The following is a 25,304-nucleotide window of genomic DNA, read 5'->3' on the forward strand; positions in this document are numbered from 1 at the left end:
TGGGGACCACGGAAGTGTTCAACGGCCGCACAAATTTCTTTCCGACCCCTGTGACACGGGCGTCCCGTCTCGTACAGGGGTGCGCATCCGGCCATGCGTGAAGGTCGGATCTTCAAACCGTCGCACCACGTCTTCCACTCCTTCGGGGCAATCCCTTCACGCTCCCGCGTGCGCGGCCCCGCGAGGCCTCATGATCTCCGTCGTGCATGGACCCGAACCGACCCGAACCGCCCTCACCGCAAGGGTGTTGGCCCTGGTGACGCTCACCTGGCTGCTGGCGGGCGCGCCGGCGGGCGTGGCAGCGGCCGACGCCTGCGCCTACGCCTCGACGGGGCCGGACGGCACGGAGGCGGTGGCGATCGCCGGCGACGGCTCCTGGCCGATCCCGCCGGTCTGCCGGAAGCCGACCCCGCCGCCGCCCTGCCCGTCACCGACGCCCACCCCGCCACCGCCCGAGCCCACACCGCCTCCCCCGCCGAAGCCCACCCCGACGCCGAAGCCGACGCCCAGGCCGACCCCGACCCCGCGGCCGACGCCGAAACCCGTGCCTCCGCCGCCCACCCACGCGCCGCGCCCGGCCCCGGCGGCGCCCCTGCCCCGGCCGACTCCGACACCCACTCCCACGCCCACGCCGAGCCCGACGCCGAGACCGTCGCCCAGGCCGACCCCGCATCCCTCGGTGTCGCCGGTGAGTTATCCGAAGTACCACGCCCAGCCGCGCCCGCGGCCCGCCACCGGCCGGACGCCGGCGGTCGTCTACGTCCTGCTCATCACCATGCCCGCGGTGGTCGCCATCGCCGCGCTGCGTCCGCGCTGACCCCCGGAGGAACCCCTTGTCGGAATGGCTTGTTCTCGTCATCGCGATGGTGGCGGCCTGTGCCGTGGTCGTCGTCATCACCTTCGTACGCGAGCGCACCGCGTCCGAGGACGAGGATCCGGGCGAGACCCCGGACGTCATCGAGTACATGACGATGTGGATCGGCGTGGTGTACGCCATCGTCCTGGGCCTGGCGATCGCCGGTGTGTGGGAGGCCCGCAGCGCCGCCCAGGACCACGTCCAGTCGGAGGCGCAGGCGCTGCACGAGATCTCGGAGCGGGTCCGGGCCTACCCGCCGGACATCCGCGACCGTGTCCGGGCCGACGTCGACGCGTACGTCTCCCAGGTCGTCGACGTCGAGTGGAAGACGATGGCCGACCACCAGAAGCTCACCCGGCGCGGTACCGACCTGCTGGAGCGCATCCGTGCGGACGTGACGGACTACCAGCCGAAGACCGACTTCCAGGCGCAGGCCTACCAGCCGCTCGTCGACCAGGTCGCCGCCGCGGACCTGGCACGCAGCGCCCGCTCGAACTCGACCGGGGCGACCATGCCCCTGGTGGTGTGGTTCGGGCTGCTGGGCGGGGCCGTGATCACCATCGGCATGGTCTTCGCACTGCAGATCCGGCGTACGACACGGGAGCTGATCCTCGCCGGGCTGTTCTCGGCGCTGATCGCCTTCCTGCTGTTCCTGATCTGGGACTTCGACGCGCCGTACAGCCGTGGCATCACGGCGTCGGCACAGCCGTTCCTGAACCTCTTCCCGCACCTCAAGTGAACCTCTCCCCGTACATCGGGGACTGACGGCCCCTCACCGGAGCCGCCCGCCGGGGGACGTCCGCCACACCGCGGGCGTCCCCCGGTCGCGGGAACGGTGTCCCCTGTGCGGCCCACACGGTTGCCCCATTCGCGCGACTGGGATCGCGGGAGCGCACACATGTTCCTAGCGTTTCGGACATCGAGGTGCATTTACGGCCCAGCGGAAAAGGTCCGCGGCTGCTCCTCGGGGACCCGGAGGAATCACCATGCGCGCGATACGCGTCGCCTCGGCCGCACTGCTGGGCATCAGCGCCCTCGCCTTCTCCGCGCCGGCCGCCGTCGCGAAGGGCGACGGCAACCACAACATCACGCCGTTCGGCTTCAGCGTCCTGCCCTCGACGATCGCGGCGGGCGGCCAGGTGACCCTGCGACTCGACCGCGACAACGGCGGCTGCAAGGGGGCCGCCACGGTTTCCTCCGGGGTCTTCGACACCGTCAGGATCTCGCCGGGCCAGTCCTCGGCGACGGCGATGGTCGACTGGGACGCCAGGCCGGGCGCGGTGTACCAGGTGACGTTCACGTGTGACGGCGCGAGCGGCTCCACGGGTCTGACCATCGCCTCCGGCCGCACGAACGACAACAACATCCAGCCGCTCCAGCCGGCCCAGCAGGTGCCCCGAGGGGTCCGGGCCGGTGAGGGCGGCAGCATCGCCGGTTTCGACCTCAAGGAACTGGGCATCGGCGCGGCCCTCATCGCGGGCTCGGTGGGAGCCGCGTACCACTTCTCCCGCCGCCGTGCCGGGGAGGACGGCGCCTGACCGCACCGCCACCCGCACAGGCCTTCGCCCCGGAACCCGAAAGGGTCCGGGGCGAAGGCCTGTTCCGTGCGCCACGACCTCCGAAGGGGGAGGAGGTCAGATGGTGCGCTCGGTGCGGCGGCGCATCCAGAACACCCCGCCGGCCAGGACGGCCGCGGCGACCAGACCGCCGCCGATCGCCATGTCGGTCGGGGTCGCCCCGGTGGCGCTGCTGCCGCCGAGGCCGCCGCGTACACCGCCGAGGACGGTGTACGCGGAGTCACGGGTCAGCGAGGAACCGTTGGAGCAGCGGACCGTGATGCTGTACGCGCCGGGGGTGGCCTCCCTGCTGATCCTGGCCGTCCCGCTGGACGTCGTACCGGAGCCGCCGAGGAGGGAGAGGTTGGCGGGGCGTTCGAACCCCGGTGAGGTGGCGATGGCGTTGCCGCCGCTGAAGCAGCCGTCGACCGTGACGGTGAGCTGTCCGCCGCGGGCGATCACGCTGGGCAGGGCCATGATGTTGCTGGGGCTGGCGCCCATGCCGTCCGCGACGGCCGCCGGGGCGGCGAGCCCCAGGACGGCGACCGCGGCACCGGCGGCAGCCAGGGCACGAGTAGTACGCATGTCATCCTCCGCGGAAGGCGCCCCGGGACCCGTCCCCGGTCGATCGGCGAGAAAACGCCTCCCAGACAGACCCTCAGATGCCGTGCACGCGCCCGCATTTCGGGAATGGTCCGTCCTGGTGAGGAGACACGCCGAAGGAAAAGCGCACAATCGGATATTGCCGCAGGTCACGGACCGTCAGAAAATTCCTGTGCGCGGCAACTCGTATGGCGCACATAAGGATGTCCGGGCCACCCGTTCGCGCTTTCCCCGTCGCCGGTCGCGGCTTGTGGACTTAGCGTTCTCGTATGCGCGAGTGACGTGGCGACGGCCGTGTCGAGAGGGGATGGCGAATGTCTGCGTACGAGCTGTCCGAGCTTGCCGAAGAGGAGGAGCGGCAGAAGAAGCGCGCCCCGTGGGGAGTGATAGCGCTTGTTCTGCTGACCGGTCTCGCGCTCATTCGGAATGGTTCGGGAGAGTTCGACGTGGGGCCACCGCAGCCGGCGTCGGCCGCCGCCGCGGACGCCCGGACCGGCCACACCACCTTCGGCAACGTCCCGGCCCCGCTGCCGTACTCCGTCGCCGACCGGGTGCGGATTCCCGCGATCCGCGTCGACGCCCCGGTCATGCCGGTGGGCCTGGACGCGGACGGCTGGGTCGGCGCGCCACCGCCGGAGGACCCGAATCTGGCGGGCTGGTTCACCGGCGCCGTCTCCCCCGGCGAAAAGGGCACCGCGGTCGTCGTCGGCCATGTCGACAACAAAATGGGCCCCGCCGTGTTCTACGGACTCGGGGCCCTCAAGAAGGGAAACCGCGTCGAGGTGGAGCGCAAGGACGGAAAGACGGCCGTGTTCGAGATCTACGGCATCGAGGTCTTCGAGAAGCGCAACTTCCCCGGCGACCGCGTCTACGCCTCCAAGGGAACTCCGGAACTGCGCGTCATCACGTGCGGGGGCGGTTTCTCCAAGCAGAACGGCTACGACGGGAACGTCGTCGTCTTCGCCCGCCTGGTCGAGGTCCGCTGAGCGTTCCCCGGCCGGGCGGGCGAAGGCCCCTCAGGTGGTGGTCCGGCGGCGCGGAATCGTCATGTGGTAGCCGGAGTCGAGCAGGTGCGGCAGATATTCGCGCAGCGCCCGCACACTCTGTGAACGGTCGCCCCCGGCGTCGTGCGAGAGCACCACGACGCCGGGGGCGGCGCCGTCCTCGACCGCGTTGACGATGTGGCGGGTGCCGGGTCTGTCCCAGTCGAGGGTGTCGACGGTCCAGGCGAGGGGTTCCATGCCCATCTCGGAGCCGAGCTGGAAGGCGGCGCGGTTCCAGGCCCCGTAGGGCGCGCGGAACCACTGCGGGCGTTCCCCGTACGCGTCCTCGATGACGTCGCTGGTGCGTTCCATCTCGGAGCGGATCTGACCGCGGGTCAGCTTGGTCAGCAGGGGGTGGGACCAGGTGTGGTTGCCGACGATGTGGCCCTCGTCGGACATCCGGGCCAGCAGGTCGCGGTTCCAGTCGGCCATCTCGCCGCACACGAAGAACGTGGCGCGGACGTCGTACTCGGCGAGAGTGTCGAGGATGTGCGGGGTGTAGCGGGGATCGGGTCCGTCGTCGAAGGTCAGGACCATGGTGTTGCCGCGTCCGGACATCCGCAGGAACGGTTCGTGCCGCACCGGGACACGGGCGGGGGCGGCGTGGGGTGCGCCGTATCCGGCCACGGGCCGGAGGCGGTAGGAGGAGGGCTTGCGCGCGAGGCGCGGTGGGGGCCCGGCGGCGGGGGCGGCGGCCCGGGCGGGGGCGTCGTCCGAGAGTCCGGAGTACAGCAGACCGGCGGTGCCGGCCGCCCCCACGGCAGCGGCGCCGGCGAGCAGGGCCCGTCGGCGCGTGAGCAACTGATCCTTCTTCATGACTCATCAGTCGCCCGCGCGAGGTCCGACGCCCCACGACAACACCGGTGCGGCGGCAGGAAAACACCCGCCCGGCCCAGCGTTCGCGCCGTCAGCGGTGCCGGACGAGGGGGAACGGCAGCGTCTCACGGATCGTCAGACCGGTGAGGAACATGACGAGCCGGTCGACACCGATGCCGAGGCCTCCGGTGGGCGGCATCGCGTATTCGAGGGCGTCGAGGAAGTCCTCGTCCAGCTCCATCGCCTCCGGGTCTCCCCCGGCGGCGAGCAGCGACTGGGCGGTGAGGCGGCGGCGCTGTTCGACGGGGTCGGTCAGTTCGGAGTAGGCGGTGCCGAGTTCGGTGCCGAAGGCGACGAGGTCCCAGCGTTCGGCGAGCCGCGGGTCGGTGCGGTGCTGCCGGGTGAGCGGGGAGACGTCGGTCGGGAAGTCCTTGTAGAAGGTGGGCCGCCGGGTCGGCTCCTCCACAAGCCGCTCGTACATCTCCAGTACGACGTCCCCGCGGCCGTCGTCGGCGCCGTACGGCACGCCCGCGCGGTCGCACAGCAGGTGCAGGCGGGCCAGTTCGGTGTCGGCGTCGATCTCCTCGCCGAGCGCCTCGGAGATCGCGCCGTGGACGGTCTTGACCGGCCAGGGGCCGGAGATGTCGTACTCCTCGCCCTCCTTGCGGGCGACGGCGGACCCGAAGGCGGCGATGGCGGCGCCCTGGATGAGTTCGCGGGCGAGGTCGAGCATCACGTCGTAGTCGGCGTACGCCTGGTAGGCCTCCAGCATCGTGAACTCGGGGTTGTGCTTGTAGGAGACGCCCTCGTTGCGGAAGGTGCGGCCCATCTCGAAGACCTTCTCCAGTCCGCCGACGCAGAGGCGCTTGAGGTACAGCTCGGGGGCGATGCGCAGAGAGAGGCCGAGGTCGTAGGCGTTGATGTGCGTGGTGAAGGGGCGGGCGTTGGCCCCGCCGTGGATCTGTTGCAGCATCGGGGTCTCCACCTCCAGGTACCCGCGCTCCAACAGGCCCTGGCGCAGGGCCTGTACGGCGGTGGAGCGGGCGCGGACGACATCGCGGGCGGCGGGGCTCGCGACGAGGTCGAGGTGGCGCATACGGACCTTGGCCTCGGGGTCGGTGAGGCCGCGGTGTTTGTCGGGCAGGGGGCGCAGGCACTTGCCGGTGAGCTGCCAGGAGGTGACGAAGACGGTGGGTTCGCCCTTGTCGCTGCTGCCCGCGCGGCCGGTGGCAGTGATGTGGTCGCCGATGTCGGCGTCGGTGGTGAAGCGGTCGAGGTCGGGGCCCGACCCGGCGCGGGTGAGGGCGAGTTGGTGGTCTCCGGACCAGTCGCGCAGGGTGAGGAAGACGATGCCGCCGAGGTCGCGCACCCTCATCACCCGCCCGGCGACGGTGACTTGGTCCCCCGCGCGGACCTCGGCGAGGGTGTGGGTGCGTCCTGGGACGCCGACCGGGTAGGGGTCGGTGCCGGTGGCGCGCAGCCGGTCGAGCTTGTGGTGCCGGACGCGGACCTGTTCGGGCAGGCCGCTGCCCGGGTCGTCGGTCCCGGCCTCGTCCCCTCCGTCGGGGCCGAGCGCCGACAGGGACGGCAGCCCCGCGGTGGTCGCGGGCCGCTGTCCGCTCTTCGGGTGCCCCTTTCCCCAGAGTTGGCGCAGCGACGGTACGGAGACGAAGCCCTCGGCGATGCCGGAGGCGAGGCTGATCCGGGCCAGGGAGGCGGTCTCGCCGTAGCAGATGAAGCGGGGGTACCACTCGGGGTGGTACTTGGCGTTGGAGCGGTAAAGGGCCTCCAGTTGCCACCACTTGGAGAAGAACAGCAGGAGGCGGCGCCAGAGGCGGAGCACCGGGCCTGCGCCGATGCGGGCGCCCTCCTCGAAGGCCGAGCGGAACACGGCGAAGTTGAGGGAGATCCGGTGGACGCCCAACTTCGGGGCGGCGGCGCAGAGTTCGGCGACCATGAACTCCATGACGCCGTTGGGGGCGGTGCGGTCACGGCGCATCAGGTCGAGGGAGACGCCGTCGGCGCCCCAGGGGACGAGGGAGAGCAGGGCGAGCAACTTGCCGTCCCCGTCGAGGGCTTCGACGAGGAGGCAGTCGCCGTCGGCCGGGTCGCCGAGGCGGTCCAGGGCCATGGAGAAGCCGCGTTCGGTCTCGGTGTCGCGCCAGGCGTCGGCGCGGTCGACGACCTCCTCCATCTCCGTGTCGGTGAGGGTGGTGTGGCGGCGGATGCGGCAGGTGGCACCGACGCGGCGGACGCGGCCCACGGCCTGGCGGGTGACGCGCATGTCGCGGCCGGCGAGGTCGAACTCGGCGACGTGCAGGATGGCTTCGTCGCCGAGTTGGAGGGCGCCCAGTCCGGCGCGGGCGAAGGCTCTGGCGCCGTCCTCGGAGGCGCCCATGACCGCCGGGGCCCAGGCGTGGCGGCGGGCCAGCCCGAGCCAGGCGGCGATGGCGTGCGGCCAGGCCTCGCGGTCGCCGACCGGGTCGCCGCTGGCGAGGCAGACGCCGGCCTCGACGCGGTAGGTGACGGCCGCTTTGCCGCTGGGCGAGAAGACGACGGCCTTGTCGCGCCGGGTGGCGAAGTAGCCGAGGGAGTCCTGGCCGCCGTAGGCCTTCAGGAGGGTGCGGATGCGGGCCTCCTCGTCGCCGTGCAGGGCCGCTTCGAGGCGTTGGGAGCGGAAGAGGACGGTCGCCGCGTTGAGGAGGGCGAGCGCGCCGAACAGGCCGAGCAGGAAGGACACGGCCCGGGGCGGGCGGCCGTTGAAGGAGCGGTCGGAGACCAGGCCGCCGCAGACGCGGTCGGCCGCCAGTGCCAGGTGCTGGCTCTCGGGCAGGGTGCCGGGGAACAGGGAGACGAGTCCCCAGCCGGTGAGGATCGCCACGGCGAGCCCGGCGAGGAGGACGGCGAGGGCACGTCGTACGGCCGCGCGGCGGGAGGCGGCGTAGAACTGCCGGCGGGCCACGATCAGCAGGATCAACAGCAGACCGCACATGATCAGGGACGGGAGGGACTCGGCGTACAGACCCAGTGCGACGCCGAGGACGGCCGTCAGGACCAGCAGGCCGAGGTAGACGACGACCAGCCACCAGGCGATCTTCTTGCGGGCGGCGGTCGCGGCGGCCAGCAGGAACAGGAAGACGGCGTAGGCGAGGTTGGCGCTGACCGGGACGATCAGCAGGTCGAGGAAGCGGACGACGGGGCGCAGTGCGCGGCGCAGCGGGGCGATGAAGGCCAGCAGGACGCAGAGCAGGCCGAGGGCGCCGAAGAAGGTCGCGAAGCCCTCGGGCACCCTGCCGAGGAAGCCGTTGCCGGGCGGTCGTATCGGGGCCGCGGTGTCCTTGGCCCGGGCGCCCTCCACGGTGGCAGTCATGCTTCCGACTGTAGGAACACGGTGGGCCGCGCGCCCGTCGAGCGCTCCCGGGCGGGTTCGGCACCCGCCGGTTCCGATAGCCTCACAGCCGTGACGGAACAGCACTCACCTCGGTTCGAGCGGGGCACGGACGGGCCGAAGGTCATCGTGGCCGGAGTGGACGGCTCGGAGTCCTCGTTCCGTGCCGCGGCCTATGCCGCCGGCCTGGCCCGGCGGCAGGGTGCGCTGCTCGCCCTGGTGTACGTGCAGCCGGTGCTGGCGGCGGGCGCGGCCATGGGGGCACCGGTCGCCGGGACGACCGACGAAATCGCCGAGGACCTCGTCGCCCAGATCCGCCAGGAGACCGAGCGCGTCAAGGGGATATTCGACATCCGCTGGGAGTTCCACACGTTCCGCGGCGATCCCTACGGCGGCCTGGTGAAGGCGGCCGACCGGCTCAAGGCCGACGCGGTCGTCGTGGGCGCCTCGGAGCAGGCCGGGCACCGGATCGTCGGGTCGGTCGCGGTGCGGTTGGTGAAGGCGGGGCGGTGGCCGGTGACGGTCGTGCCGTAGGGCGCTGTCAGAGGGCGCGCAGGAACTCCCCGAGGATCGTGTTGAACTCCTCGGGGTTCTCCATGTTCGGGTAGTGGCCGACGCCCTCGATCGTCGTGGTGCGGCCGTTCGGGACGGTCTGCGCGAAGCGTTCCGCCATGGCGAGGCTGTCGGGCCAGTCGAGGGCGCCGTGGACGGCGAGGACCGGTACGTCGAGTTTCGGGACGCGGGGCCAGGGGTCGCCCAGGGGGACGTACCAGTCCCGCTCGCCGGGCGTGTGCTTGGAGATGGTGTGGGACGTCAGTTCGCGCAGGCGTCGGACGACGGACGGGGCGACCTCGTCCACCGTGCGGTGCGGGCCCGCCACTCCCTGGGCGAACTCGTCCAGCCAGCCCGCGACGTCGCCGTCGGCGAGGAGCTGTCCGATCCGGGACCGACGCTCCAGCAGTCGTGCGTCCTCGTACTCGAACGCGCTGGTCCCGGCGCCGCTGACGACGACCGCGCGGACCAGTTCGGGGTGTTCCAGCGCGGTGTCCGTGGCGACGGCCGCGCCCATGCACAGGCCGACCAGGACAGCGGGTCCCAGGTCGAGGTGGCGCAGGAGTCCCGCGATGTCGTCGGCCCAGCGGAACGGCCCGCTCGCGTTGGCGGAGAAACCGTGGCCGCGGATGTCGGGCGCGATCACGCGGAAGTCGGAGGCGAGGGCCGGTATCTGGTCGTCGAAGACGCGGTGGTCGGCGAAGCCGGAGTGGAGGAGGACCACGGGGGCGCCGGTGCCCACGTCCAGGTAGGCCAGGTCCCCGTCGGCAGATGCGAAGAAGCTCAGTTCCGCAGCACGTTCCGAAGCAGCTGTCATGACAACCAAGGTGTCATCTTGGGGAAGGTTTGGCAACCCAGGTGTCATGATGAGCCCGTGAACGACTCCGCTCCCCTGTCCCCCGACGCACTCGGCCACCGCCTCACCGAGGTGTTCGACCTGGTGGGCCCGCTCTACCGGCGCGCCCTGCGCAAGGTCGAGCAGGGCGAACCGGTCGAGGGGGTCTCCGTCGGCGTGCGCGCCGTACTGGACCAGTTGCGGCAGCACGGGCCGATGACGGTGCCCCAGATGGGCCGGGTCCTGGCCCTGAGCCGGCAGTTCGTGCAGCGCATGGTCAACGAGGCGGCCGTCCACGGCTGGGTGGAGGTCACGCCCAACCCCGCGCACCAGCGGTCCTCCCTGATCCGGCTCACGGAGGAGGGACGGGCCGTCATCACGTCCGTCCTCGGCCGCGAGCACTCCCTGAACCGCCAGGTCGGCGGCGACCTGACCGCCGCCGAGGTCAGCGCGTGCGTGCGGGTGCTCACCGAGATCCTCAGGACCTTCGACCACGTGGACGTGGACTGACCGTCCGTCACTTCCCCATCACCAGCCCGTCCTTCGCCGCGCCCCTGCTCAGCACCACCTCGCGGATGCGGTCGCGGTCACCGGTGAGTTCGGCGCCCTGGGCGATCGCCCGGTTGACGTCCACGACCCGGCCGGCGTCGATGTCGAACAGTTCCGGGACGAACTCCGCCTCGGTCACCTCCCAGCGGCCTCCGGGCCGGGCGGGCGGTACGAAGGTGAAGCGGCCGAGGGTGCTCTCGTTGCCGCCGGGGTCCTGGGTGCCCGCGTTGTCGTACATCTCGCCGGTGATCTGGTCGCCGAGTCCGTAGACGACCCAGGTGCCGTTGACCTTCTCGTACGCCTGCGGGGTGCGGGCGTGGGTGCCGAGGATCAGGTCGATGTCGGGGCGGCCGTCGGTGCGGGCGGCGGTGAGGTCACCGGCCAGCGCCAACTGCTGTGGATCGGGCGCGTCCTGGCCCGGTGTGCCCCAGCGCAGGGAGACCACGACCACGTCGGCGCCCGCCTGCCGGGCGGCGCGGGCGTCGGCGAGGATGCGGGCGGGGTCGGCGGGGTTCACCGCCCAGGGCTCGCCCGGGAGGAACGGGGCGCCTGCGGTGTAGGCGAGGTGGGCGACCTTCGCCGGGCCGGCGCGCAGCAGGGTGACCGTGTGCGCCTCGGCCTCGGTGCGCGCCGTTCCCGTGTGCCGTACGCCGGCCCCGTCGAGGGTGTCGAGGGTGCGCCGGATGCCGGCGGCGCCGTCGTCGAGGCTGTGGTCGGACGCGGTGGAGCAGCTGTCGTAGCCGGTCGCGGCGAGGCCCTGGGCCTCCTCGGGCGGGGCCTTGGGGGGCACGGAGGGGGCGGAGTCGCCGTACGCGCTCTCCACGTGACACAGCGCCAGATCGGCGCGGGAGACGAGGGGTTGGATCCCGGCGAGCATCGGGCGGAAATCGTAGCCGGTGCCGCCGGCGTCGAAGCGGGCGCGGTCGAGGACGGCGCTGTGCGGGAGGATGTCGCCGGCGGCGACGAGGGTGAAGCCGCGGGCGGCGGGGGGTGCCGGACGGCCTGCGGCCTTCGAGGTGTGGTGCTGGGACTGGCAGGCGGCTGCCGCGGCGAGAAGGCCCGCCAGGGCGACGGCCACCTGACGTCTGCGTGCGATCATCAATTCACCCCACTGTGGTCATATTTACCCACTGATAGGTATGGACTGCACCGCCCCCGCAAACGACTTCCCGCCCCTGATGACCCGTCCGGTGTGCGCGGGCGGGGTAACACCGGGTGACGGGGACCGTTCGTCGCACCGTTCGTCGACGCGATCGACCGTCCGCCGCAGCCCCCTGTGCGCCCCCTGTCCCCGGACGGCCCCCTGCGATGCCATACGGCCATGACGGCCGGACCCACGCTCACCAACGGAACGACCGCCGAGCACGAGCTCGCCGCACTGCAGCGCGAGCACGGCAGGCCGCTCTTCGCGCTGCTGCTCCGGCTCTGCGACGGCGACCGCCAGCGCGCCGAGGACCTCGTCCAGGAGACCCTCGTACGGGCCTGGCAGCATCCCGAGGCGCTGCGCGCCGACGACTTCGAGTCCGTACGGCCGTGGCTGCTGACGGTGGGCCGGCGGCTCGCCATCGACGCGCGCCGGGCCCGGCAGGCGCGACCGCCCGAGGTCGGGGACGCGGTGCTGGAGAACGCACGCGTGTGTGCCGATCACGCGGAACGGTCGGCGGCGACGCTCGATGTGCGGGAGGCTGTGAAGACTCTCACTCCGGAGCACCGCGAAGTCCTGGTGCTCGTGTACTTCCAGGGGGCGAGTGTGGCGGAGGCCGCGGCTGCCCTCGGGATTCCGCCCGGTACGGTGAAGTCCCGTGCCTATTACGCGCTCCGCGCCCTGCGCCGGGTGCTTCCCGGTTACGCCGCCGACCTGCGGTGAAACCGAATGATTGGTCAAACCTCCGTAAAGCGCCTTGCTCAGGACCCCGGTTGAGTAATCGGCTGTCCTCATCCGTGTTCCGGACTGGGGGGCTCGGGGTTCCTGACGGAACCTCGGGCCGGGCGACGCGCACGCACCGGAGGAAGGCAGGAAGGGATGCTGCACAGAGGTCAAGAGAGCACGGACGGCACCGGTGGCGGTGAACTCACCGTCCCCATGGCGTGGTTGTACGCCGAGTACATCGCCGACGAGTTGCTGCGGACCGGCGACCTGATGCCGCCGACGTCCTTCGAGTTCCGCGCGGGACGGGACGCGTTGGCGCTGACCATCTTCCTCTCCGACACGGACGGTGAATTGTCCGGTATCCGGGTGGTCACCCAGTTGGAGACCTGGCTTTCGCTCACGGCGTACGACCAGCCGTGGCAGGACTGGGTCCAGGAACGTATGTCCAAGTTGACGGCCGAGGCAGTGGAATCCGGCGCGGACACACCGGACCTGGAGCTGGCGGAGGCCGCCTGGCGCTGGCTGGAGGAGACCGAGCTGCTCGCGCCGGATCTGGACGCGGTTCCGGGAGGCGGTCCGGTGACCGGTGAGGACGACGGGCCGAAGGTCTGGACACCCGCCTGGCAGCTGGGTCTGCCGCTCGGCCATCTCGCCATCCATCTTTTTTGAAACAAGGACCAATCCATGGGCCCGACCGCTCCGAATCCGTAGGTGGGGATTCTGTGTGTGCCTTGAGTGATTCGGCTTGCTGGTGCGTACCGATGGGAGCAAGGAGTAACCCCACCCGCACCTAACGGCACGAGGATTCGGCATGAGGTCCCTGGAAAGGCATCGCGACGTCGGCGCGTACGCGCTCGGCGTGCTGGACGAGGCGGAGGCCTTCCGCTTCGAGGATCACCTCATGGAGTGCACTAGCTGCGCGGCTCATGTGACCGAATTCGGTCCCGCCTCACGGCAGTTGATGCTGTATCGGCGGGCGACGCCGCGCTCTGTGCACCCCATGGCACAACCCGGGCCCCGGATGCTCGACCGGTTGCTCGGCGAGGTGGCGACACGTCACCGGGCCGGACGGCGGCGTTTTCTGTACGCCGTGGCCGCCTCGGTGGTGTTCGCCGTGGGCGGCCCCGCGGTCGCGACCCTCGTCGGGCACGGCGACGGGGCCGTACAGCTCTCCGCGACCGACCCCAAGTCGGGCGTGTGGGCGCAGGTCACGGCCGCGAACGAGAACTACGGCAGTGATGTAACCCTGGAGATCAAGGACGGCGCCGGCCCGCGCTCGTGTCGTCTCGTGGTCGTCGGCCACGACGGTTCCGAGCAGACCGTGACGAGTTGGAACGTCCCCGCGCACGACGCGACGATGATCACGATGCAGGGTGGCGCGGCGATGCACCCCGACGAGATCGACCACTACGACGTACGGACGGCTGACGGACAGCAGTTGGTACGGATCACCTCGCACTGAGGCCCTGGCCCGCCGCGGCCAGGTGCCTCAGGGCCCGTGCGGACGGCGTCCCCGGGTCCGCGGTGACGAAGACGACCTGCTGGTCGTCGTGCGGGACGGTGAGCACGTCGCAGTTGACCCGCAGTGGGCCCGCCTCCGGGTGGGCGAGGGTCTTGGTGCGGTGGCCGGGGGCGTGCACCGGACCGGTCTCCCAGATCTGCGTGAACTCCTCGCTGCCGGCGCGCAGTTCGGCCAGCAGACGGGCGAGCCCCGGGTCGTAGGGGTAGCGGTCGGCGGCGCGGCGCAGCCGGGACACCACGATGTGGCCGAACTCCTCGGCGCTGGAACTCTCTTGCGGCCGCCCCAGGAACCGCCGACGCGCCAGGTTCGGCCGCGCGTCGAGATCGCCGCCGAGGACGGCACCCGCCAGCGGGTTCCAGGCGATGACGTCGTAGGTGGCGTCGGTGACGACGGCCGCCGTGTCCGGGATGCGCTCCAGCAGGGCCGCCACATGCGGGCGAACGGTGCGCACCGGCGCCGCGAGCGGGGTCACCTGGGTCCCGGCCAGCCGGAACAGGTGGGTCCGCTCGGCCGGGGTGAGCCGGAACACTCCGGTGAGGGCGTCCAGGATGCGGGGCGACGGGCGCGGACCGCGGGCCTGTTCCAGTCGGGCGTAGTAGTCCACGGACATGTGGGCCAGCTCCGCGACCTCTTCCCGGCGCAGCCCGAGGGTCCGCCGGGACGGTTCGCCCGCCAACCCCACGTCGGCGGGCACCAGTCGCTCCCGCCGCCCGCGCAGAAATCGGGCCAGTTCCTGTTTGCCGGTCACTGTGCCTCCCTGCGGCTGCCAGGGATCGGCTGTCCCTGGTTCAGCGGCTTCGGCCGCGGCATCGTCGTCCCCATGAACGATTGCACAGCACTGGTCACCGGAGCCAACAAGGGCATCGGCAAGGAGATCGCCCGCCTGCTCGTCGCCGAGGGGTTCACGGTGTACGTCGGCTCGCGCGACGCGGACCGGGGAGAGCGGGCGGTCGGGGAACTGGGCGGCGGCGCACGGCTGTTGGTCCTCGACGTCACCGACGCCGACAGCGTCGCGGCGGCGGCACGGCGGGTGGACGCCCTGGACGTCCTGGTCAACAACGCGGGCATCATGTCCGGCGGAAGCCCGGCGCCCGAGGCCGCCCTCGACGACTTCCGCCGCACGTACGAGACGAACGTCTTCGGCGTCCTGGCCGTCACCAACGCGTTCCTCCCGGCCCTGCGCCGCTCCCCGCACCCCCGCATCGTGAACGTCTCCAGCGGGACCGGCTCCCTGACCTGGAGCGCCGACCCGGACCGGGAGTTCGCCTCCCGCCGTGGAGTGGCCGCCGCCTACCGCTCCTCGAAGGCTGCCCTCAACGCGCTGACCCTCTTCTACGCCCAGTCCCTCGCCCCCGACGGCTTCAAGGTGAACGCCCTGGCCCCCGGCCTGCGGGCGACGGACCTCAACGCACGGGCCGCGGCGAGCGCCGGGGATCCGGCGGAGGCGGCGCGGGGAGCGGTGGAACTGGCGCTGCTGCCGGACGACGGGCCTACGGGGCGGTTCCTGTCGTGGGACGGGACGGGGGTGCCCTGGTAGCTACTTGAGCAGTTTCGACATCCGCCGGTCCGCCAGTGACTTGCCGTTCGTCTGGCAGGTGGGGCAGTACTGGAGGGAGGAGTCGCTGAAGGAGACCTCGCGGATGGTGTCGCCGCAGACCGGGCAGGGCAGGCCGGTGCGGCCGTGGACGCGGAGGCCGCTCTTCTTCTCCGCCTTCAGGCGGCCCGCCGCCACGCCTCGGGAGCGTTCGACCGCCTCGGTGAGGGTGGTGCGCAGGGCCTCGTGGAGCGTGTGCGTCTCGGCGGGAGTCAGGGACGACGCGAGCTTGAACGGGGACATCTTCGCCGCGTGCAGGATCTCGTCGCTGTACGCGTTGCCCACCCCGGCGATCAGGGTCTGGTCGCGCAGGGCGCCCTTGAGTTGGCGGCGTTCGTCCTTGAGGAGTGCGGCGAAGCGTGTTTCGTCGAAGTCGTCGGCGAGCGGGTCGGGGCCCAGGCGGGCGACACCCGGGACCTCCTGCGGGTCGGCGACGACGTACACCGCGAGGCGCTTCTGGGTGCCCGCCTCCGTGAGGTCGAAGCCCTCGCCCGTCTCCAGGGCCACGCGGAGCGCCAGCGGGCCCTTGCCGGGGCGGGGCGGCCCGTCCGGGAGGCGGTCCTTCCAGTGCAGCCAGCCCGCGCGGGCCAGATGGGTCACGAAGTGCGGGCCGCCGTCCGTCTCGACGTCCAGGAACTTGCCGTACCGGTGCACGGCCACCACCTCGTGTCCCTCCAGCGCGGTGGGCGGAGGGTCGTACGTCTTCAGGACGCTGATGGCGACGGGCAGCACCCGTACGATCTCGTGGCCGACGAGGTGTTCGGTCAGGAAGTCCTTCAGCGCTTCGACCTCGGGAAGTTCCGGCATGGGTCCAGGGTGCCATCGGAGGCCCCTGCGGTCAGCTCCGGGCCGGGACCAGGAACTCGCACCACACGCACTTGCCGCTGCCGCGCGCCTCCACGCCCCACACGTCCGTGAGCAGGTCGACGAGGAGCAGACCGCGCCCGGAGACTCCCTCCTCGCCCGCCTCACGGCGGCGCGGGAGGGCGCTGGAGGAGTCCTCGACCTCGACGCGCAGCCGGCGGCCGGGACCGGTGAGGACCCTGAGGGTGACGATCGCGGAGCCCTCGGTGTGCATGAGCGCGTTGGTGATCAGCTCGTCGGCGACCAGCTCGACCTCGTCGGAACGCTCACGGGCGCCCCACGCGCGGACCGCGGCCCGGATCATGTGCCGGGCCGCGGTGAGGGCCTCGGGGTCGCCGGGGGCCACGTGCTGCTGGAGCCGGCCGCCGGACCGCGGGGTGTCGAGGCCGCGCCGGCGCAGCAGGAGCAGCGCCACGTCGTCCTCACCGCCGCGTTCCTCGGCCACGTCGATGAGCAGGTCGGCGAGGTCGCGTACGTCGTCGGGGCCGGAGGCGATGAGCGCGGCGAGGGTCTGCATGCCCTCGTCGAGGTCGGCCCCGGGCTGTTCGACGAGGCCGTCGGTGCACAGCAACAGGGTCTGGCCGGGGTCGAGTTCGACGGTGGAGACGGGGTATTCGAGCCGCCCGAACTCGGCGGACAGCCCCAGCGGCAGTCCGCCCGCGACGGACAGACGACGGCACGTCCCGTCCAACTGCCGCACCAGCGGGTCGATATGGCCGGCCCGGACCACCTGGACCACTCCGGTGGACAGGTCGGCCTCGGCGTAGAGGCAGGTGGCGAAGCGGTCGGTGTCGAGTTCGTGGAGGAAGACGGAGGCACGTGCCATCACGGTGGCCGGGGTGTGCCCCTCGGCGGCGTACGCCTTGAGGACGATGCGGAGTTGGCCCATGACGGCCGCCGCGTGCGTGTCGTGGCCCTGGACGTCGCCGATGACCGCGCCGACCCGCCCGCCCGGCAGCGGGATCAGGTCGTACCAGTCGCCGCCGATGTCCCGGCCGGCCTTGGCGGACCGGTAGCGGACGGCGACGTCGGCGCCCGGGACGCTGGGGATGGCGCGCGGCAGCATGGCCTGCTGGAGACCCTGGGCGAGGTCCTTCTCCTGCTCGTAGAGCATGGCGCGCTGGAGGCTCTGCGCGATGCTGCTGCCGAGCGCGACGAGCACGTTGCGCTCGTCCGCCGAGAAGCCGCGCCGGTCGTTGTAGAGCAGGCCCATCGCGCCGATCGGCCGGGCCTGGGCGATCAGCGGCAGATAGGCCGCCGCGGTGATGTTGAGGTCGGTGATGTGCGGCCACAGGAGCGGATACCGCTCGGCGAACTCCTCGGGCGACTCGATGAACGCCGGGCTGAGGGTCCGTACGACCTCCCCCATCGGGTACTGCTCGTCGATCCGGGTGACCTCCGTGCCGGGCACGAAACTGCCCTCGGGGCCTTCGGCGACCAGGCGGATGCGGCCGGCCTCGACCAGGCCCATGACCAGGCTGGTCGCGCCGAGGTGGACGAGGCCGTGGGTGTCCTTGAGGACGTCGATGACGTCCTGGACGGTACGGGCGTGCGCGAGGGCGGCGGTGGTGAGCTGGACGACGTTGGTCTGCCGGCGCCGTGCCGCGTCCTGGGCGGCCTGCTCACGGCGGGCCGCGCTCTCGGCGAGTTCCTGGGTGGCGTCCCGGACGATGCCGATGATCCGGCGCGGGCGGCCCGTCTCGTCGCGCCGGATGTAGCCCTGGGTGTGCGTCCAGCGCAGGGTGCCGTCGCGCAGCCGCATGCGGAAGTAGGCGCCGTAGTTCTCGCTGCCGTCCTTCACCGCCTGGGAGACGATGCCGTCGAGCCGGTAGCCCTCGGGAGGCGGTACCCGGATTGCCAGGGTCGCGGGGCGTCCGTCGTATTCGTCGGGGCGCAGGTCGAAGACCTCGTGGGCCTGGGCGTCCATGTGGAACAGGCCGTTGTCCAGGTCCCAGTCGAAGCTGCCCATGCGGTTGAGCGCCAGGATCGGGTCCGGGTGGGCGGGCCAGTCGTCCGGGAGTGACAGGGCGCTCGCTCCCCGATCAACCATGCGGCCCACCTTGCCAGGATTTGCCCGATTATTCGACTTCTCCGAGCGCCACGACGGCTCCGGGCGCGGTCGGCTGCCGCTCCGCGCGCGGTCAGCCGTCGAACACGTTCGTGGGGCTGTCGAAGATGCTGCCAGTGGTGACGGTGTCGTCGGGGACCGGTCCGCCGCCGTCGGGCAGGCCGGGGGTCCCCGGGACGGTCGGCGGGCCGATCTCGTCCGGGGAGTTCCGGTCCTGGGACGGGTCCGGTACGGGCGTCCCGGCGCTCGGGGTGGTGGCGCGCGGCGACGGGGGGAGGGTGGTCCCGGGCGGGCTGGTCGTGGGGGTGGCCGTGACGGTGGGGCAGTTCGTGACGGCCGGGGACGGCACCGGGGCCGCCGCGTTGCCGGCCGTGCCCGGGGTGACGGTGACGCTCGGGGTGGCGCAGCCGGAGGACGACGCTTCCGGGGCGATGCTCCCGCGGCTCGGGGAGGCGCTCGCGGACGCGCTCGGGGAGGTACTCGCGCTGCCGCTCGGCGCGGTGCTGGACGCGCTGTCGTGCGGTCGCGGGGACGGAGCCGTGTGCGACGGTGTCGGCGTCACGTGTACCGGCGGGGGCACGACATGGTCGTGATGGGGCCCGTGATGACCGAGGGGCCGTTCGATCCACGTGTGGTCGACGACGTCGATGATCGTGATGTTGGTGATCACCTGGGGCGCCGGGGTCACCACGACCACCTCGGCGGGCCGGAACCCGGACCAGGGCCGGCCGTTGTCGCCGAAGGTGCCCCCGTTGCTCGCCACCCCCGCCTTGAGCGGGTTGCCGCAGGCGCAGCGGACCCGGGGCACGCCCCGGTCGTCGACGAGGACGGCGGTACCGGCCTGGAGGACCGACTGGAAGCCGGTCACCTGCGCGTCGCGGAACCCGTGGTTGGTGACCTGGGTGTCGGCGCGCAGGACGACCGAGGTCAGCCCGCGCAGATACCCGGGAATCGCGTCCCGCGAGATGCCCTCGGCCTGTGCGAAGGCGCGGGCCTTGGTTCGGTCGGCGGTGAGATAGGCGATCTGCCGCTCGACGTCGCAACTGCCGGTGCGCGCGGTCCCGCCGTACAGCCCGGGTGTGGCGCCGGAGACGCTGCGCAGGCGGGCGGGCGGTGTGGAGGTGGTCCGCGTGGGCGTCGCCTGCGGCGTCCGGGTGACCCGTGGCGGGGTGCTCGCGGCGGTGGCCGTGGAGTCCGTGAAGGGGTCGGGGCCCTGTGCCGCGACGGGCTGCAGGAAGACCTCGCCGCTCGACTTCGTGTCCGTGCCGCCGTCGCCGCCGCAGCCGGCGACGAGGAGCGCCGCCGAGAGCGCGCAGGCCGTGGCGATGGTTCCGGTGGATGTGCGCACCGCGTTCTCCCGCCTCAAGCCGGGTGATTCGCCACTATTGTCTGCTTCACTCACTTGGGTTACGCAACCGGAGGCGTGGAACGCGGAGAGTGACGGTCCACTGAAGCGCGATGATGGAGGGAGGAGGGCACAGTCGTGGGATGGTTCAGCGCACCCGACTACTGGCTGAGCCGCCTCGTCTTCCAGCGGGCGCTGGCCGGTGTCTATCTGGTCGCGTTCCTCACGGCGGCCCTGCAGTTCCGCGCGCTGATCGGCGAGCGCGGCATGCTGCCGGTCCCCCGGTTCGTCTCCCGGATGCCGTTCCGGCGGGCCCCGAGCGTCTTCCAACTCCACTACACGGACGGCTTCTTCGGGGCCTGCGCGGGGACGGGCTGCGCGGTGTCGGCGGCACTGGCCCTCGGCCTGGACTCCCGACTCCCGCTCTGGGGCGGGATGTTGCTGTGGCTGCTGCCGTGGGCGCTGTACCTGTCGATCGTCAACGTCGGCCAGACCTGGTACGCGTTCGGCTGGGAGTCGCTGCTGCTGGAAGTCGGCTTCCTGGCCGTGTTCCTGGGCAACGACAAGGTGGCTCCGCCCGTTGTCGTGCTGTTCCTGCTGCGCTGGATCCTGTTCCGGGTCGAGTTCGGCGCGGGCCTGATCAAGCTGCGCGGCGACACGTGCTGGCGGAAGCTCACCTGCCTGGACTTCCACCACGAGACACAGCCGATGCCGGGCCCGCTGAGCTGGTTCTTCCACCACCTTCCCCGGCCCTTCCACCGGGTCGAGGCCGCCGCCAACCATCTCACCCAACTCGTCGTGCCCGTCCTCCTGTTCACCCCCCAGCCGATCGCGACGGCCGCCGCGTCCCTGATGATCGCCACCCAGCTGTGGCTGGTCCTGTCCGGCAACTTCTCCTGGCTGAACTGGCTCACCATCGTGCTGGCCCTGCCGGCGATCCGGCTCCCCCGCACACCACCGCCCGCCCCCGGCCCACCCGTCTGGTACGAGGCCGTGGTCCTCACCGTCGCCGCCCTGCTGCTGTGGCTCAGCCGGCGCCCGGTCCGCAACATGGTCTCCCGCCACCAGATCATGAACCGCTCCTTCGACCCCCTCCATCTGGTCAACTCCTACGGCGCGTTCGGCAACGTCAGCCGTATCCGCCACGAGGTGGTGGTCGAGGGCACGACCGACACCGTGCCCCGCGTGGACTCCGACTGGCGGGAGTACGAGTTCAAGGGCAAGCCCGGCGATCCACGGCGCTGGCCACGCCAGTTCGCGCCGTACCACCTCCGGCTGGACTGGATGATGTGGTTCGCGGCGCTCTCCCCCGGCTATGCCGAGCCGTGGTTCGGCGCCCTGGTGGAACGGCTCCTGGAGAACGACCGCGACACGCTACGACTCCTGCGGCGCTCGCCGTTCCCGCCCGACGAGCCGCCGCGCTGTGTCCGGGCCCGTCTCTTCCGCTACCGCTACACGAGCTGGCGGGAGTTGCGGGAGACGGGCGCGTGCTGGGAGCGGACGTTCGTGCGGGAGTATCTGCCGCCGACGCGGTTGGCGACGCCGCCTCAGAGGTCGTAGACGCGCTTGGCCGTGCCCTCGAACACCTCGGCGCGTTCGGCGGCACTCAGGTCGTCGGTCAACTCGCCTGCCGTGTCGGCGACTTGGCCGAATGTCGCCGCCAGGGTGCACACCGGCCAGTCGGAGCCGAACATCAGCCGGCTCGGACCGAAGGCGTCGAGGGCGGTGTCCGCGTAGGGGCGCAGGTCCTCCGCGCTCCAGGTCTTCCAGTCGGCCTCCGTGACCATGCCGGACAGTTTGCAGGAGGTGTTGGGGAGCGCGGCGAGGGAGCGCAGGGCTGTCGCCCAGGGTTCCCGTTGCCCGGAGGCGATGGGCGGCTTGCCCAAGTGGTCGAGGACGAAGGTGAGTTGGGGCAGGGCGGCGGCTGCTTCGATACCGGCCGGGAGCTGGTGCGGCTGGACCAGCAGGTCGTAGACGAGTCCCGCGTCGGCCACGGCGGCGAGGCCCCGTTGGACGTCCGGGCGCAGCAGCCAGTTCGAGTCGGGTTCGCCCTGTACCTGGTGGCGGATGCCCTTCAGGTAGTGGCCGCCGGGGAGTTCGCGCAGGCGGGCCAGTTCGTCGGTGATGTCCGGGCGGGTGAGGTCGGTCCAGCCGACGACTCCGGCGATCAGGTCGTGCGTGTCGGCGAGGGACAGGAACTCGGAGGTCTCCTCGGCGACGGTGACCGTCTGCACGAGGACGGTCCGGTCGACGCCTGCCGCACGGGCCTCGGGTGCGAGGTCGGTGACGGTGAAGTCGCGGCGCAGGGGCTGGAGTTCGGGGCCGGTGATCCAGTCCTGGTCGCGGACCGAGAGGTCCCAGACGTGGTGGTGGGCATCGACGGTCACGGCAGCTCCCATACGACGGGCAGGCCCGCGTCGGCACCCTCGTCGGAGTAGTCGTGCACCACGTCGAGGAGCTGGGCCATGCGGGCCTGCCAGGCGACGTTCACCGGGAGCCGGTCCAACTCGGCGAGCAGGCGGGCGTAGTCCTCGCATTCCAGGACGTGGAAGAGGTCGGTGCCGCTGCGCCAGATCGTCCAGGAGGTGGCGCCGGCGGCGCGGATCGCGGCGGTGAGTTCCTCGGGGACCTCGCGGTGGGCGCTCTCGTACTCGGCGACGCGGTCGCCGCGGACCTTGGTGTGCAGGGCGACTCTCATGACGGCTCCTCCGAGGGTTCCCCGGCGAGGCCGGGGACCGGGGCGTCGGTGGACAGCAGCCCCGTTTCCCGCAGCTCCCGCCAGAACGCGCCCGGCACGTCGGCCGCGAACTGCTCGGCGCAGTCCCGCACTTCGGCCGCCGAACGGGCGCCGACCAGGACGCTCGCCACGGCCGGATGGGCGGCGCAGAACGCCAGGGCGGCGGCGCGCAGGGTGGTGCCGTGGCGCTCGGCCACGGCCTTCATCCGCAGGGCGCGGTCCAGCAACTCGGCCGGTGCCTGACCGTAGTTGTAGGTCGCGTCCGGCTTCGGGTCCGCCAGCAGGCCGGAGTTGAAGGCGCCGCCGACGACGACCGACTTGCCGCGTGCGACGGCGGACGGGAGCAGTTCGGCGAGGGCGGTCTGGTCGAGCAGGGTGTAGCGCCCCGCGCACAGCACCACGTCGACGTCCGTGTCCTGGAGGAACCGGGTGAGCATCCCGGCCTGGTTCATGCCGGCGCCGATCGCGCCGACGACTCCCTCCGCGCGGAGCTTCTCCAGGGCCGGATAGCCCTCGCGGAAGGCCTGTTCGGCGTGGTCGTCCGGGTCGTGGAGGTAGACGACGTCGACACGGTCGAGGCCGAGCCGTTCGAGGCTGGCGTCCAGGGTGCGGCGTACTCCGTCCGCGCTGAAGTCCCAGACCCGGCGCTGGGTGGCGGGCACGGCGAAGCCGTTGGCGAGGTCGTCGCCGGTCACCGTCTCCACGGGTTCGAGGCGTCGGCCGACCTTGGTGGAGAGCGTGTACTCCGCGCGCGGGCGGTCGCGCAGGGCGGCTCCGAGGCGGCGCTCGGAGAGGCCGATGCCGTAGTGGGGTGCGGTGTCGAAGTAGCGGATGCCCTGCTGCCAGGCGACGTCGACCGCCCGGTACGCCTGTTCGTCGTCGACCTCGGTGAACAGGTTGCCGAGGGGGGCGGCGCCCAGGCCGAGGCCGCCGACCTCGACACCGCTCGCGCCGAGGGTGCTCATTGGCCCACCGGCCTCAGGCGCAGGCCCTGCATACCGCCGTCCACGGCGAGCGCGGTACCGGTGGTGGCGCCGGACAGCGGGCTCGCCAAGTAGGCGATGGCGCCCGCGACTTCGGCCGCCGAGACGAGGCGGCCGGAGGGCTGGCGGGCGGCCAGGGCGGCGCGTTCGGCGGCCGGGTCGGGGGCCGAGTCGAGGAGGCGGCCGACCCAAGGGGTGTCCGCAGTACCGGGGTTGACGCAGTTGACGCGGACGCCCTCGCGGAGGTGGTCGGCGGCCATGGCGAGGGTGAGGGAGTACACGGCGCCCTTGGTGGCGCTGTACAGGGCGCGTTGGGGAAGTCCGGCGGTGGCGGCGATGGAGCAGGTGTTGACGATCGCCGCGTGGGACGACTCGCGCAGGTGCGGGAGGGCGGCGCGGGCGACGCGGACCATGCCGACGACGTTGACGTTCAGGACGCGGAGCCACTCCTCGTCGTCGTTGTCCTCGACGGTGCCCTGGGCGCCGATGCCCGCGTTGTTGACCAGGATGTCGAGCCCGCCGAGGTCGGCGACGGCGGACGCCACGGCCTGCCGTACGGAGGCGTTGTCGCCTACGTCGGCGCGGTAGCCGAGCAGGGGCTTGTCGACGCCGGAAGGGTCGAGGTCGAGCACCGCCACCGACGCGCCGCGTTCGGCGAGGAGTTCGGCGGTGGCCCGGCCGATGCCGGAGGCGCCGCCGGTGACCAGGGCCTTGAGGCCCTCGAAGTCGGTCATGCCGCGTGTCCCTTCTGGCGGTCGAGGTCGGCGGCCCAGAAGGTGCCGCCGGGGAAGGTGTAGCGCGCGATGGACTCGGGCCGCATGGTGGCCGAGAAGCCGGGCGTGGTGGGTGCCATGTAATGACCCTCGCGGATCACCACCGGATCCAGGAAGTGGTCGTGCAGATGATCCACGTATTCGATGACGCGGTCGTCGGTGGTGCCGGAGACGGCGAGGTAGTCGAACATCGAGAGATGCTGGACGAGTTCGCACAGTCCGACCCCGCCCGCGTGCGGGCAGACGGGTACCCCGAACTTGGCGGCGAGCAGCAGGATCGCAAGGTTCTCGTTGACACCGCCGACCCTGGCCGCGTCTATCTGGAGGATGTCGAGGGCGCCGGCCTGGAGCAGCTGCTTGAACACGATGCGGTTCTGGACGTGTTCGCCGGTCGCGACCTTGACGGGGGCGACGGCCGCGCGGATCGCGGCGTGGCCGAGGATGTCGTCGGGGCTGGTGGGTTCCTCGATCCAGTACGGGTCGAACTCGGCGAGTGCCTTGGTCCAGCGGATCGCCTCGTCCACGTCCCAGCGCTGGTTGGCGTCGATCGCCATCCGGATGTCGGGCCCGACGACCGAACGGGCCACCCGGCAGCGCCGGATGTCGTCGTCGAGATCGGCGCCCACCTTCAGCTTGATCTGCCGGAACCCGTCCTGGACGGCCTGCGCGGCGAGCCGGGTGAGCTTCTCGTCGTCGTAGCCGAGCCAGCCGGCGGAGGTGGTGTAGGCGGGGAAGCCGCGCTCCGACAGGATGCTTCTACGGCCCTGTGCGCCCGCCTTGCCACGGCGCAGGATGTCCAGCGCCTCCTCGGGCGTCAGCGCGTCCGTGATGTACCTGAAGTCGATCTGGCTGACGAGCCATTCGGGGTCGGCGTCGGCGAGGAGCTGCCACAGGGGCTTGCCGGCGCGCTTGGCGGTGAGATCCCAGGCCGCGTTGATCACGGCGCCGATCGCCATGTGCATCACGCCCTTCTCGGGCCCCAGCCAGCGGAGTTGGCTGTCGCCGATCAGCTCGCGGTTCAACGTCCCGGGATCCGCGCAGAGTTCGTCGACCGACCGGCCGATCACATGGTCCCGCAGCGCGTCGATCGCGGCGACCTGGACATCATTGCCCCGCCCGATGGTGAAGGAGAACCCGTGCCCCTCGTACCCGTCGGCCGCGTCGGTGCGCAGCACGACGTACGCGGCCGAGTAGTCGGGGTCCGGGTTCATCGCGTCGGAGCCGTCCAGCTCGCGCGAGGTGGGGAAACGGATGTCGTAGGTGTCGACCGCGATCACGCGGGCGGGGGTCGGGGACACGGAAGGCCTTTCGGTCGGGTACAGGGATCCGGTGCCGTGCGGGTGCCGGAGG

26 protein-coding genes are annotated in these 25,304 nt (G+C 71.8%); 11 read left to right on the plus strand and 15 right to left on the minus strand.

What is annotated here, in order from left to right:
• Nucleotides 1-318: 318 nt before the first annotated feature.
• On the minus strand, nt 319-618 hold the full coding sequence (locus tag ACIQBL_RS11580; RefSeq protein ID WP_401939654.1) for a hypothetical protein: 300 nt from the start codon (nt 616-618) through the stop codon (nt 319-321).
• Between the two features lie 70 nt (nt 619-688).
• Between ACIQBL_RS11580 and ACIQBL_RS11585 the strand changes: the two genes are divergently transcribed.
• The 3 genes from ACIQBL_RS11585 to ACIQBL_RS11595 all read left to right on the plus strand — a co-directional run bounded on the left by ACIQBL_RS11585 (nt 689) and on the right by ACIQBL_RS11595 (nt 2,394).
• The gene (locus tag ACIQBL_RS11585; protein WP_401939656.1) at nt 689-817 is read left to right on the plus strand and encodes a hypothetical protein; all 129 of its coding nucleotides are present in this window, start codon (nt 689-691) and stop codon (nt 815-817) included.
• Nucleotides 818-833: 16 nt separating this feature from the next.
• Complete coding sequence (locus ACIQBL_RS11590; RefSeq protein WP_401939659.1) at nt 834-1,595, plus strand: DUF4239 domain-containing protein; 762 nt, start codon at nt 834-836, stop codon at nt 1,593-1,595.
• A 247-nt stretch (nt 1,596-1,842) separates the two neighbouring features.
• Nucleotides 1,843-2,394: a hypothetical protein gene (locus ACIQBL_RS11595; RefSeq protein WP_401939662.1), complete on the plus strand. Its 552-nt coding sequence runs from the start codon at nt 1,843-1,845 to the stop codon at nt 2,392-2,394.
• Between the two features lie 96 nt (nt 2,395-2,490).
• On the opposite strand, the gene ACIQBL_RS11600 is transcribed toward ACIQBL_RS11595, so the two are convergent.
• Nucleotides 2,491-2,997 (minus strand): hypothetical protein, encoded by a 507-nt coding sequence (locus ACIQBL_RS11600; RefSeq protein ID WP_401939665.1) that lies wholly within the window; start codon nt 2,995-2,997, stop codon nt 2,491-2,493.
• Between the two features lie 332 nt (nt 2,998-3,329).
• On the opposite strand from ACIQBL_RS11600, the gene ACIQBL_RS11605 reads away from it, so the two are divergent.
• Nucleotides 3,330-4,001 carry a class F sortase gene (locus tag ACIQBL_RS11605; RefSeq protein ID WP_401939668.1) on the plus strand — a complete coding sequence of 224 codons (672 nt, stop codon included), beginning with the start codon at nt 3,330-3,332 and terminating at the stop codon, nt 3,999-4,001.
• A gap of 30 nt (nt 4,002-4,031) precedes the next feature.
• Here the strand turns inward: ACIQBL_RS11605 and ACIQBL_RS11610 are convergent, their stop codons facing one another.
• A complete protein-coding gene (locus ACIQBL_RS11610) occupies nt 4,032-4,874 on the minus strand; it encodes a polysaccharide deacetylase family protein (RefSeq protein WP_401939670.1) in 843 nt (280 codons plus the stop codon).
• A 91-nt stretch (nt 4,875-4,965) separates the two neighbouring features.
• Nucleotides 4,966-8,244 carry a bifunctional lysylphosphatidylglycerol synthetase/lysine--tRNA ligase LysX gene (gene lysX, locus ACIQBL_RS11615; protein ID WP_401939672.1) on the minus strand — a complete coding sequence of 1,093 codons (3,279 nt, stop codon included), beginning with the start codon at nt 8,242-8,244 and terminating at the stop codon, nt 4,966-4,968.
• A 90-nt stretch (nt 8,245-8,334) separates the two neighbouring features.
• Here lysX and ACIQBL_RS11620 point away from each other — a divergent pair, with 90 nt between their 5' ends.
• The gene (locus ACIQBL_RS11620) at nt 8,335-8,796 is read left to right on the plus strand and encodes a universal stress protein (RefSeq protein ID WP_401939674.1); all 462 of its coding nucleotides are present in this window, start codon (nt 8,335-8,337) and stop codon (nt 8,794-8,796) included.
• A 7-nt stretch (nt 8,797-8,803) separates the two neighbouring features.
• Here the strand turns inward: ACIQBL_RS11620 and ACIQBL_RS11625 are convergent, their stop codons facing one another.
• Entirely contained in the window at nt 8,804-9,631 is an 828-nt protein-coding gene (locus ACIQBL_RS11625) for an alpha/beta fold hydrolase (protein WP_401939676.1), read from the minus strand.
• A 57-nt stretch (nt 9,632-9,688) separates the two neighbouring features.
• Here ACIQBL_RS11625 and ACIQBL_RS11630 point away from each other — a divergent pair, with 57 nt between their 5' ends.
• The gene (locus tag ACIQBL_RS11630; RefSeq protein WP_401939679.1) at nt 9,689-10,159 is read left to right on the plus strand and encodes a MarR family winged helix-turn-helix transcriptional regulator; all 471 of its coding nucleotides are present in this window, start codon (nt 9,689-9,691) and stop codon (nt 10,157-10,159) included.
• Nucleotides 10,160-10,166: 7 nt separating this feature from the next.
• Here the strand turns inward: ACIQBL_RS11630 and ACIQBL_RS11635 are convergent, their stop codons facing one another.
• On the minus strand, nt 10,167-11,297 hold the full coding sequence (locus tag ACIQBL_RS11635; protein WP_401939682.1) for a CapA family protein: 1,131 nt from the start codon (nt 11,295-11,297) through the stop codon (nt 10,167-10,169).
• A gap of 222 nt (nt 11,298-11,519) precedes the next feature.
• Between ACIQBL_RS11635 and ACIQBL_RS11640 the strand changes: the two genes are divergently transcribed.
• From ACIQBL_RS11640 to ACIQBL_RS11650, 3 genes are all read left to right on the plus strand, one after another.
• A complete protein-coding gene (locus ACIQBL_RS11640) occupies nt 11,520-12,065 on the plus strand; it encodes a sigma-70 family RNA polymerase sigma factor (RefSeq protein WP_043670802.1) in 546 nt (181 codons plus the stop codon).
• Between the two features lie 156 nt (nt 12,066-12,221).
• Nucleotides 12,222-12,737, plus strand: coding sequence for a hypothetical protein (locus ACIQBL_RS11645; RefSeq protein ID WP_401939685.1), 516 nt, complete (start codon nt 12,222-12,224; stop codon nt 12,735-12,737).
• A 142-nt stretch (nt 12,738-12,879) separates the two neighbouring features.
• Nucleotides 12,880-13,530, plus strand: a complete 651-nt coding sequence (locus tag ACIQBL_RS11650; protein ID WP_401939687.1) for a zf-HC2 domain-containing protein — start codon at nt 12,880-12,882, stop codon at nt 13,528-13,530.
• Here the strand turns inward: ACIQBL_RS11650 and ACIQBL_RS11655 are convergent.
• Nucleotides 13,517-14,338 (minus strand): helix-turn-helix transcriptional regulator, encoded by an 822-nt coding sequence (locus ACIQBL_RS11655; protein ID WP_401939690.1) that lies wholly within the window; start codon nt 14,336-14,338, stop codon nt 13,517-13,519. The two genes, ACIQBL_RS11650 and ACIQBL_RS11655, sit on opposite strands and share 14 nt — an antisense overlap.
• Before the next feature lie 72 nt (nt 14,339-14,410).
• Between ACIQBL_RS11655 and ACIQBL_RS11660 the strand changes: the two genes are divergently transcribed.
• Nucleotides 14,411-15,127, plus strand: a complete 717-nt coding sequence (locus ACIQBL_RS11660; protein ID WP_401939693.1) for an SDR family NAD(P)-dependent oxidoreductase — start codon at nt 14,411-14,413, stop codon at nt 15,125-15,127.
• Here ACIQBL_RS11660 and ACIQBL_RS11665 read toward each other — a convergent pair whose 3' ends face one another.
• The 3 genes from ACIQBL_RS11665 to ACIQBL_RS11675 all read right to left on the minus strand — a co-directional run bounded on the left by ACIQBL_RS11665 (nt 15,128) and on the right by ACIQBL_RS11675 (nt 19,464).
• Nucleotides 15,128-15,991 carry an Fpg/Nei family DNA glycosylase gene (locus ACIQBL_RS11665; RefSeq protein WP_401939696.1) on the minus strand — a complete coding sequence of 288 codons (864 nt, stop codon included), beginning with the start codon at nt 15,989-15,991 and terminating at the stop codon, nt 15,128-15,130.
• A 31-nt stretch (nt 15,992-16,022) separates the two neighbouring features.
• A complete protein-coding gene (locus ACIQBL_RS11670; protein ID WP_401939699.1) occupies nt 16,023-18,098 on the minus strand; it encodes a SpoIIE family protein phosphatase in 2,076 nt (691 codons plus the stop codon).
• Between the two features lie 91 nt (nt 18,099-18,189).
• A complete protein-coding gene (locus tag ACIQBL_RS11675) occupies nt 18,190-19,464 on the minus strand; it encodes a DUF6777 domain-containing protein (protein ID WP_401939702.1) in 1,275 nt (424 codons plus the stop codon).
• Between the two features lie 135 nt (nt 19,465-19,599).
• Between ACIQBL_RS11675 and ACIQBL_RS11680 the strand changes: the two genes are divergently transcribed.
• Nucleotides 19,600-21,021 (plus strand): lipase maturation factor family protein, encoded by a 1,422-nt coding sequence (locus ACIQBL_RS11680; RefSeq protein WP_401939704.1) that lies wholly within the window; start codon nt 19,600-19,602, stop codon nt 21,019-21,021.
• Here ACIQBL_RS11680 and ACIQBL_RS11685 read toward each other — a convergent pair.
• From ACIQBL_RS11685 to ACIQBL_RS11705, 5 genes are read right to left on the minus strand one after another with little or no spacing between them, the layout of a single operon-like run.
• Nucleotides 21,009-21,860: an amidohydrolase family protein gene (locus ACIQBL_RS11685; RefSeq protein ID WP_401939707.1), complete on the minus strand. Its 852-nt coding sequence runs from the start codon at nt 21,858-21,860 to the stop codon at nt 21,009-21,011. The genes ACIQBL_RS11680 and ACIQBL_RS11685 overlap by 13 nt on opposite strands.
• Complete coding sequence (locus tag ACIQBL_RS11690; RefSeq protein WP_401939709.1) at nt 21,845-22,159, minus strand: L-rhamnose mutarotase; 315 nt, start codon at nt 22,157-22,159, stop codon at nt 21,845-21,847. The genes ACIQBL_RS11685 and ACIQBL_RS11690 overlap by 16 nt, the downstream gene beginning before the upstream one ends.
• Nucleotides 22,156-23,163, minus strand: a complete 1,008-nt coding sequence (locus ACIQBL_RS11695) for an aldo/keto reductase (RefSeq protein WP_401939711.1) — start codon at nt 23,161-23,163, stop codon at nt 22,156-22,158. The genes ACIQBL_RS11690 and ACIQBL_RS11695 overlap by 4 nt, the downstream gene beginning before the upstream one ends.
• Nucleotides 23,160-23,915 carry an SDR family NAD(P)-dependent oxidoreductase gene (locus tag ACIQBL_RS11700; RefSeq protein WP_401939714.1) on the minus strand — a complete coding sequence of 252 codons (756 nt, stop codon included), beginning with the start codon at nt 23,913-23,915 and terminating at the stop codon, nt 23,160-23,162. Before ACIQBL_RS11700 ends, ACIQBL_RS11695 begins: the two co-directional genes overlap by 4 nt.
• On the minus strand, nt 23,912-25,252 hold the full coding sequence (locus tag ACIQBL_RS11705; protein ID WP_401939716.1) for an L-fuconate dehydratase: 1,341 nt from the start codon (nt 25,250-25,252) through the stop codon (nt 23,912-23,914). Before ACIQBL_RS11705 ends, ACIQBL_RS11700 begins: the two co-directional genes overlap by 4 nt.
• Nucleotides 25,253-25,304: the final 52 nt, after the last annotated feature.

Origin of the sequence: Streptomyces sp. NPDC088350, from assembly GCF_044753545.1 — a bacterium.
In the GTDB taxonomy this organism is placed as follows: domain Bacteria; phylum Actinomycetota; class Actinomycetes; order Streptomycetales; family Streptomycetaceae; genus Streptomyces.

What these genes read in the sequence shown, in the direction of transcription:
- ACIQBL_RS11595 (WP_401939662.1), top strand. Translation starts at nt 1,843, where the DNA reads ATGCGCGCGATACGCGTCGCCTCGGCCGCACTGCTGGGCATCAGCGCC.
- ACIQBL_RS11640 (WP_043670802.1), top strand. Translation starts at nt 11,520, where the DNA reads ATGACGGCCGGACCCACGCTCACCAACGGAACGACCGCCGAGCACGAG.
- ACIQBL_RS11695 (WP_401939711.1), bottom strand. Translation starts at nt 23,163, where the DNA reads ATGAGCACCCTCGGCGCGAGCGGTGTCGAGGTCGGCGGCCTCGGCCTG.
- ACIQBL_RS11600 (WP_401939665.1), bottom strand. Translation starts at nt 2,997, where the DNA reads ATGCGTACTACTCGTGCCCTGGCTGCCGCCGGTGCCGCGGTCGCCGTC.
- ACIQBL_RS11625 (WP_401939676.1), bottom strand. Translation starts at nt 9,631, where the DNA reads ATGACAGCTGCTTCGGAACGTGCTGCGGAACTGAGCTTCTTCGCATCT.
- ACIQBL_RS11665 (WP_401939696.1), bottom strand. Translation starts at nt 15,991, where the DNA reads ATGCCGGAACTTCCCGAGGTCGAAGCGCTGAAGGACTTCCTGACCGAA.
- ACIQBL_RS11700 (WP_401939714.1), bottom strand. Translation starts at nt 23,915, where the DNA reads ATGACCGACTTCGAGGGCCTCAAGGCCCTGGTCACCGGCGGCGCCTCC.
- ACIQBL_RS11645 (WP_401939685.1), top strand. Translation starts at nt 12,222, where the DNA reads ATGCTGCACAGAGGTCAAGAGAGCACGGACGGCACCGGTGGCGGTGAA.
- ACIQBL_RS11635 (WP_401939682.1), bottom strand. Translation starts at nt 11,297, where the DNA reads ATGATCGCACGCAGACGTCAGGTGGCCGTCGCCCTGGCGGGCCTTCTC.
- ACIQBL_RS11650 (WP_401939687.1), top strand. Translation starts at nt 12,880, where the DNA reads ATGAGGTCCCTGGAAAGGCATCGCGACGTCGGCGCGTACGCGCTCGGC.
- ACIQBL_RS11670 (WP_401939699.1), bottom strand. Translation starts at nt 18,098, where the DNA reads ATGGTTGATCGGGGAGCGAGCGCCCTGTCACTCCCGGACGACTGGCCC.
- ACIQBL_RS11685 (WP_401939707.1), bottom strand. Translation starts at nt 21,860, where the DNA reads ATGGGAGCTGCCGTGACCGTCGATGCCCACCACCACGTCTGGGACCTC.
- lysX (WP_401939672.1), bottom strand. Translation starts at nt 8,244, where the DNA reads ATGACTGCCACCGTGGAGGGCGCCCGGGCCAAGGACACCGCGGCCCCG.
- ACIQBL_RS11660 (WP_401939693.1), top strand. Translation starts at nt 14,411, where the DNA reads ATGAACGATTGCACAGCACTGGTCACCGGAGCCAACAAGGGCATCGGC.
- ACIQBL_RS11605 (WP_401939668.1), top strand. Translation starts at nt 3,330, where the DNA reads ATGTCTGCGTACGAGCTGTCCGAGCTTGCCGAAGAGGAGGAGCGGCAG.
- ACIQBL_RS11690 (WP_401939709.1), bottom strand. Translation starts at nt 22,159, where the DNA reads ATGAGAGTCGCCCTGCACACCAAGGTCCGCGGCGACCGCGTCGCCGAG.
- ACIQBL_RS11610 (WP_401939670.1), bottom strand. Translation starts at nt 4,874, where the DNA reads ATGAAGAAGGATCAGTTGCTCACGCGCCGACGGGCCCTGCTCGCCGGC.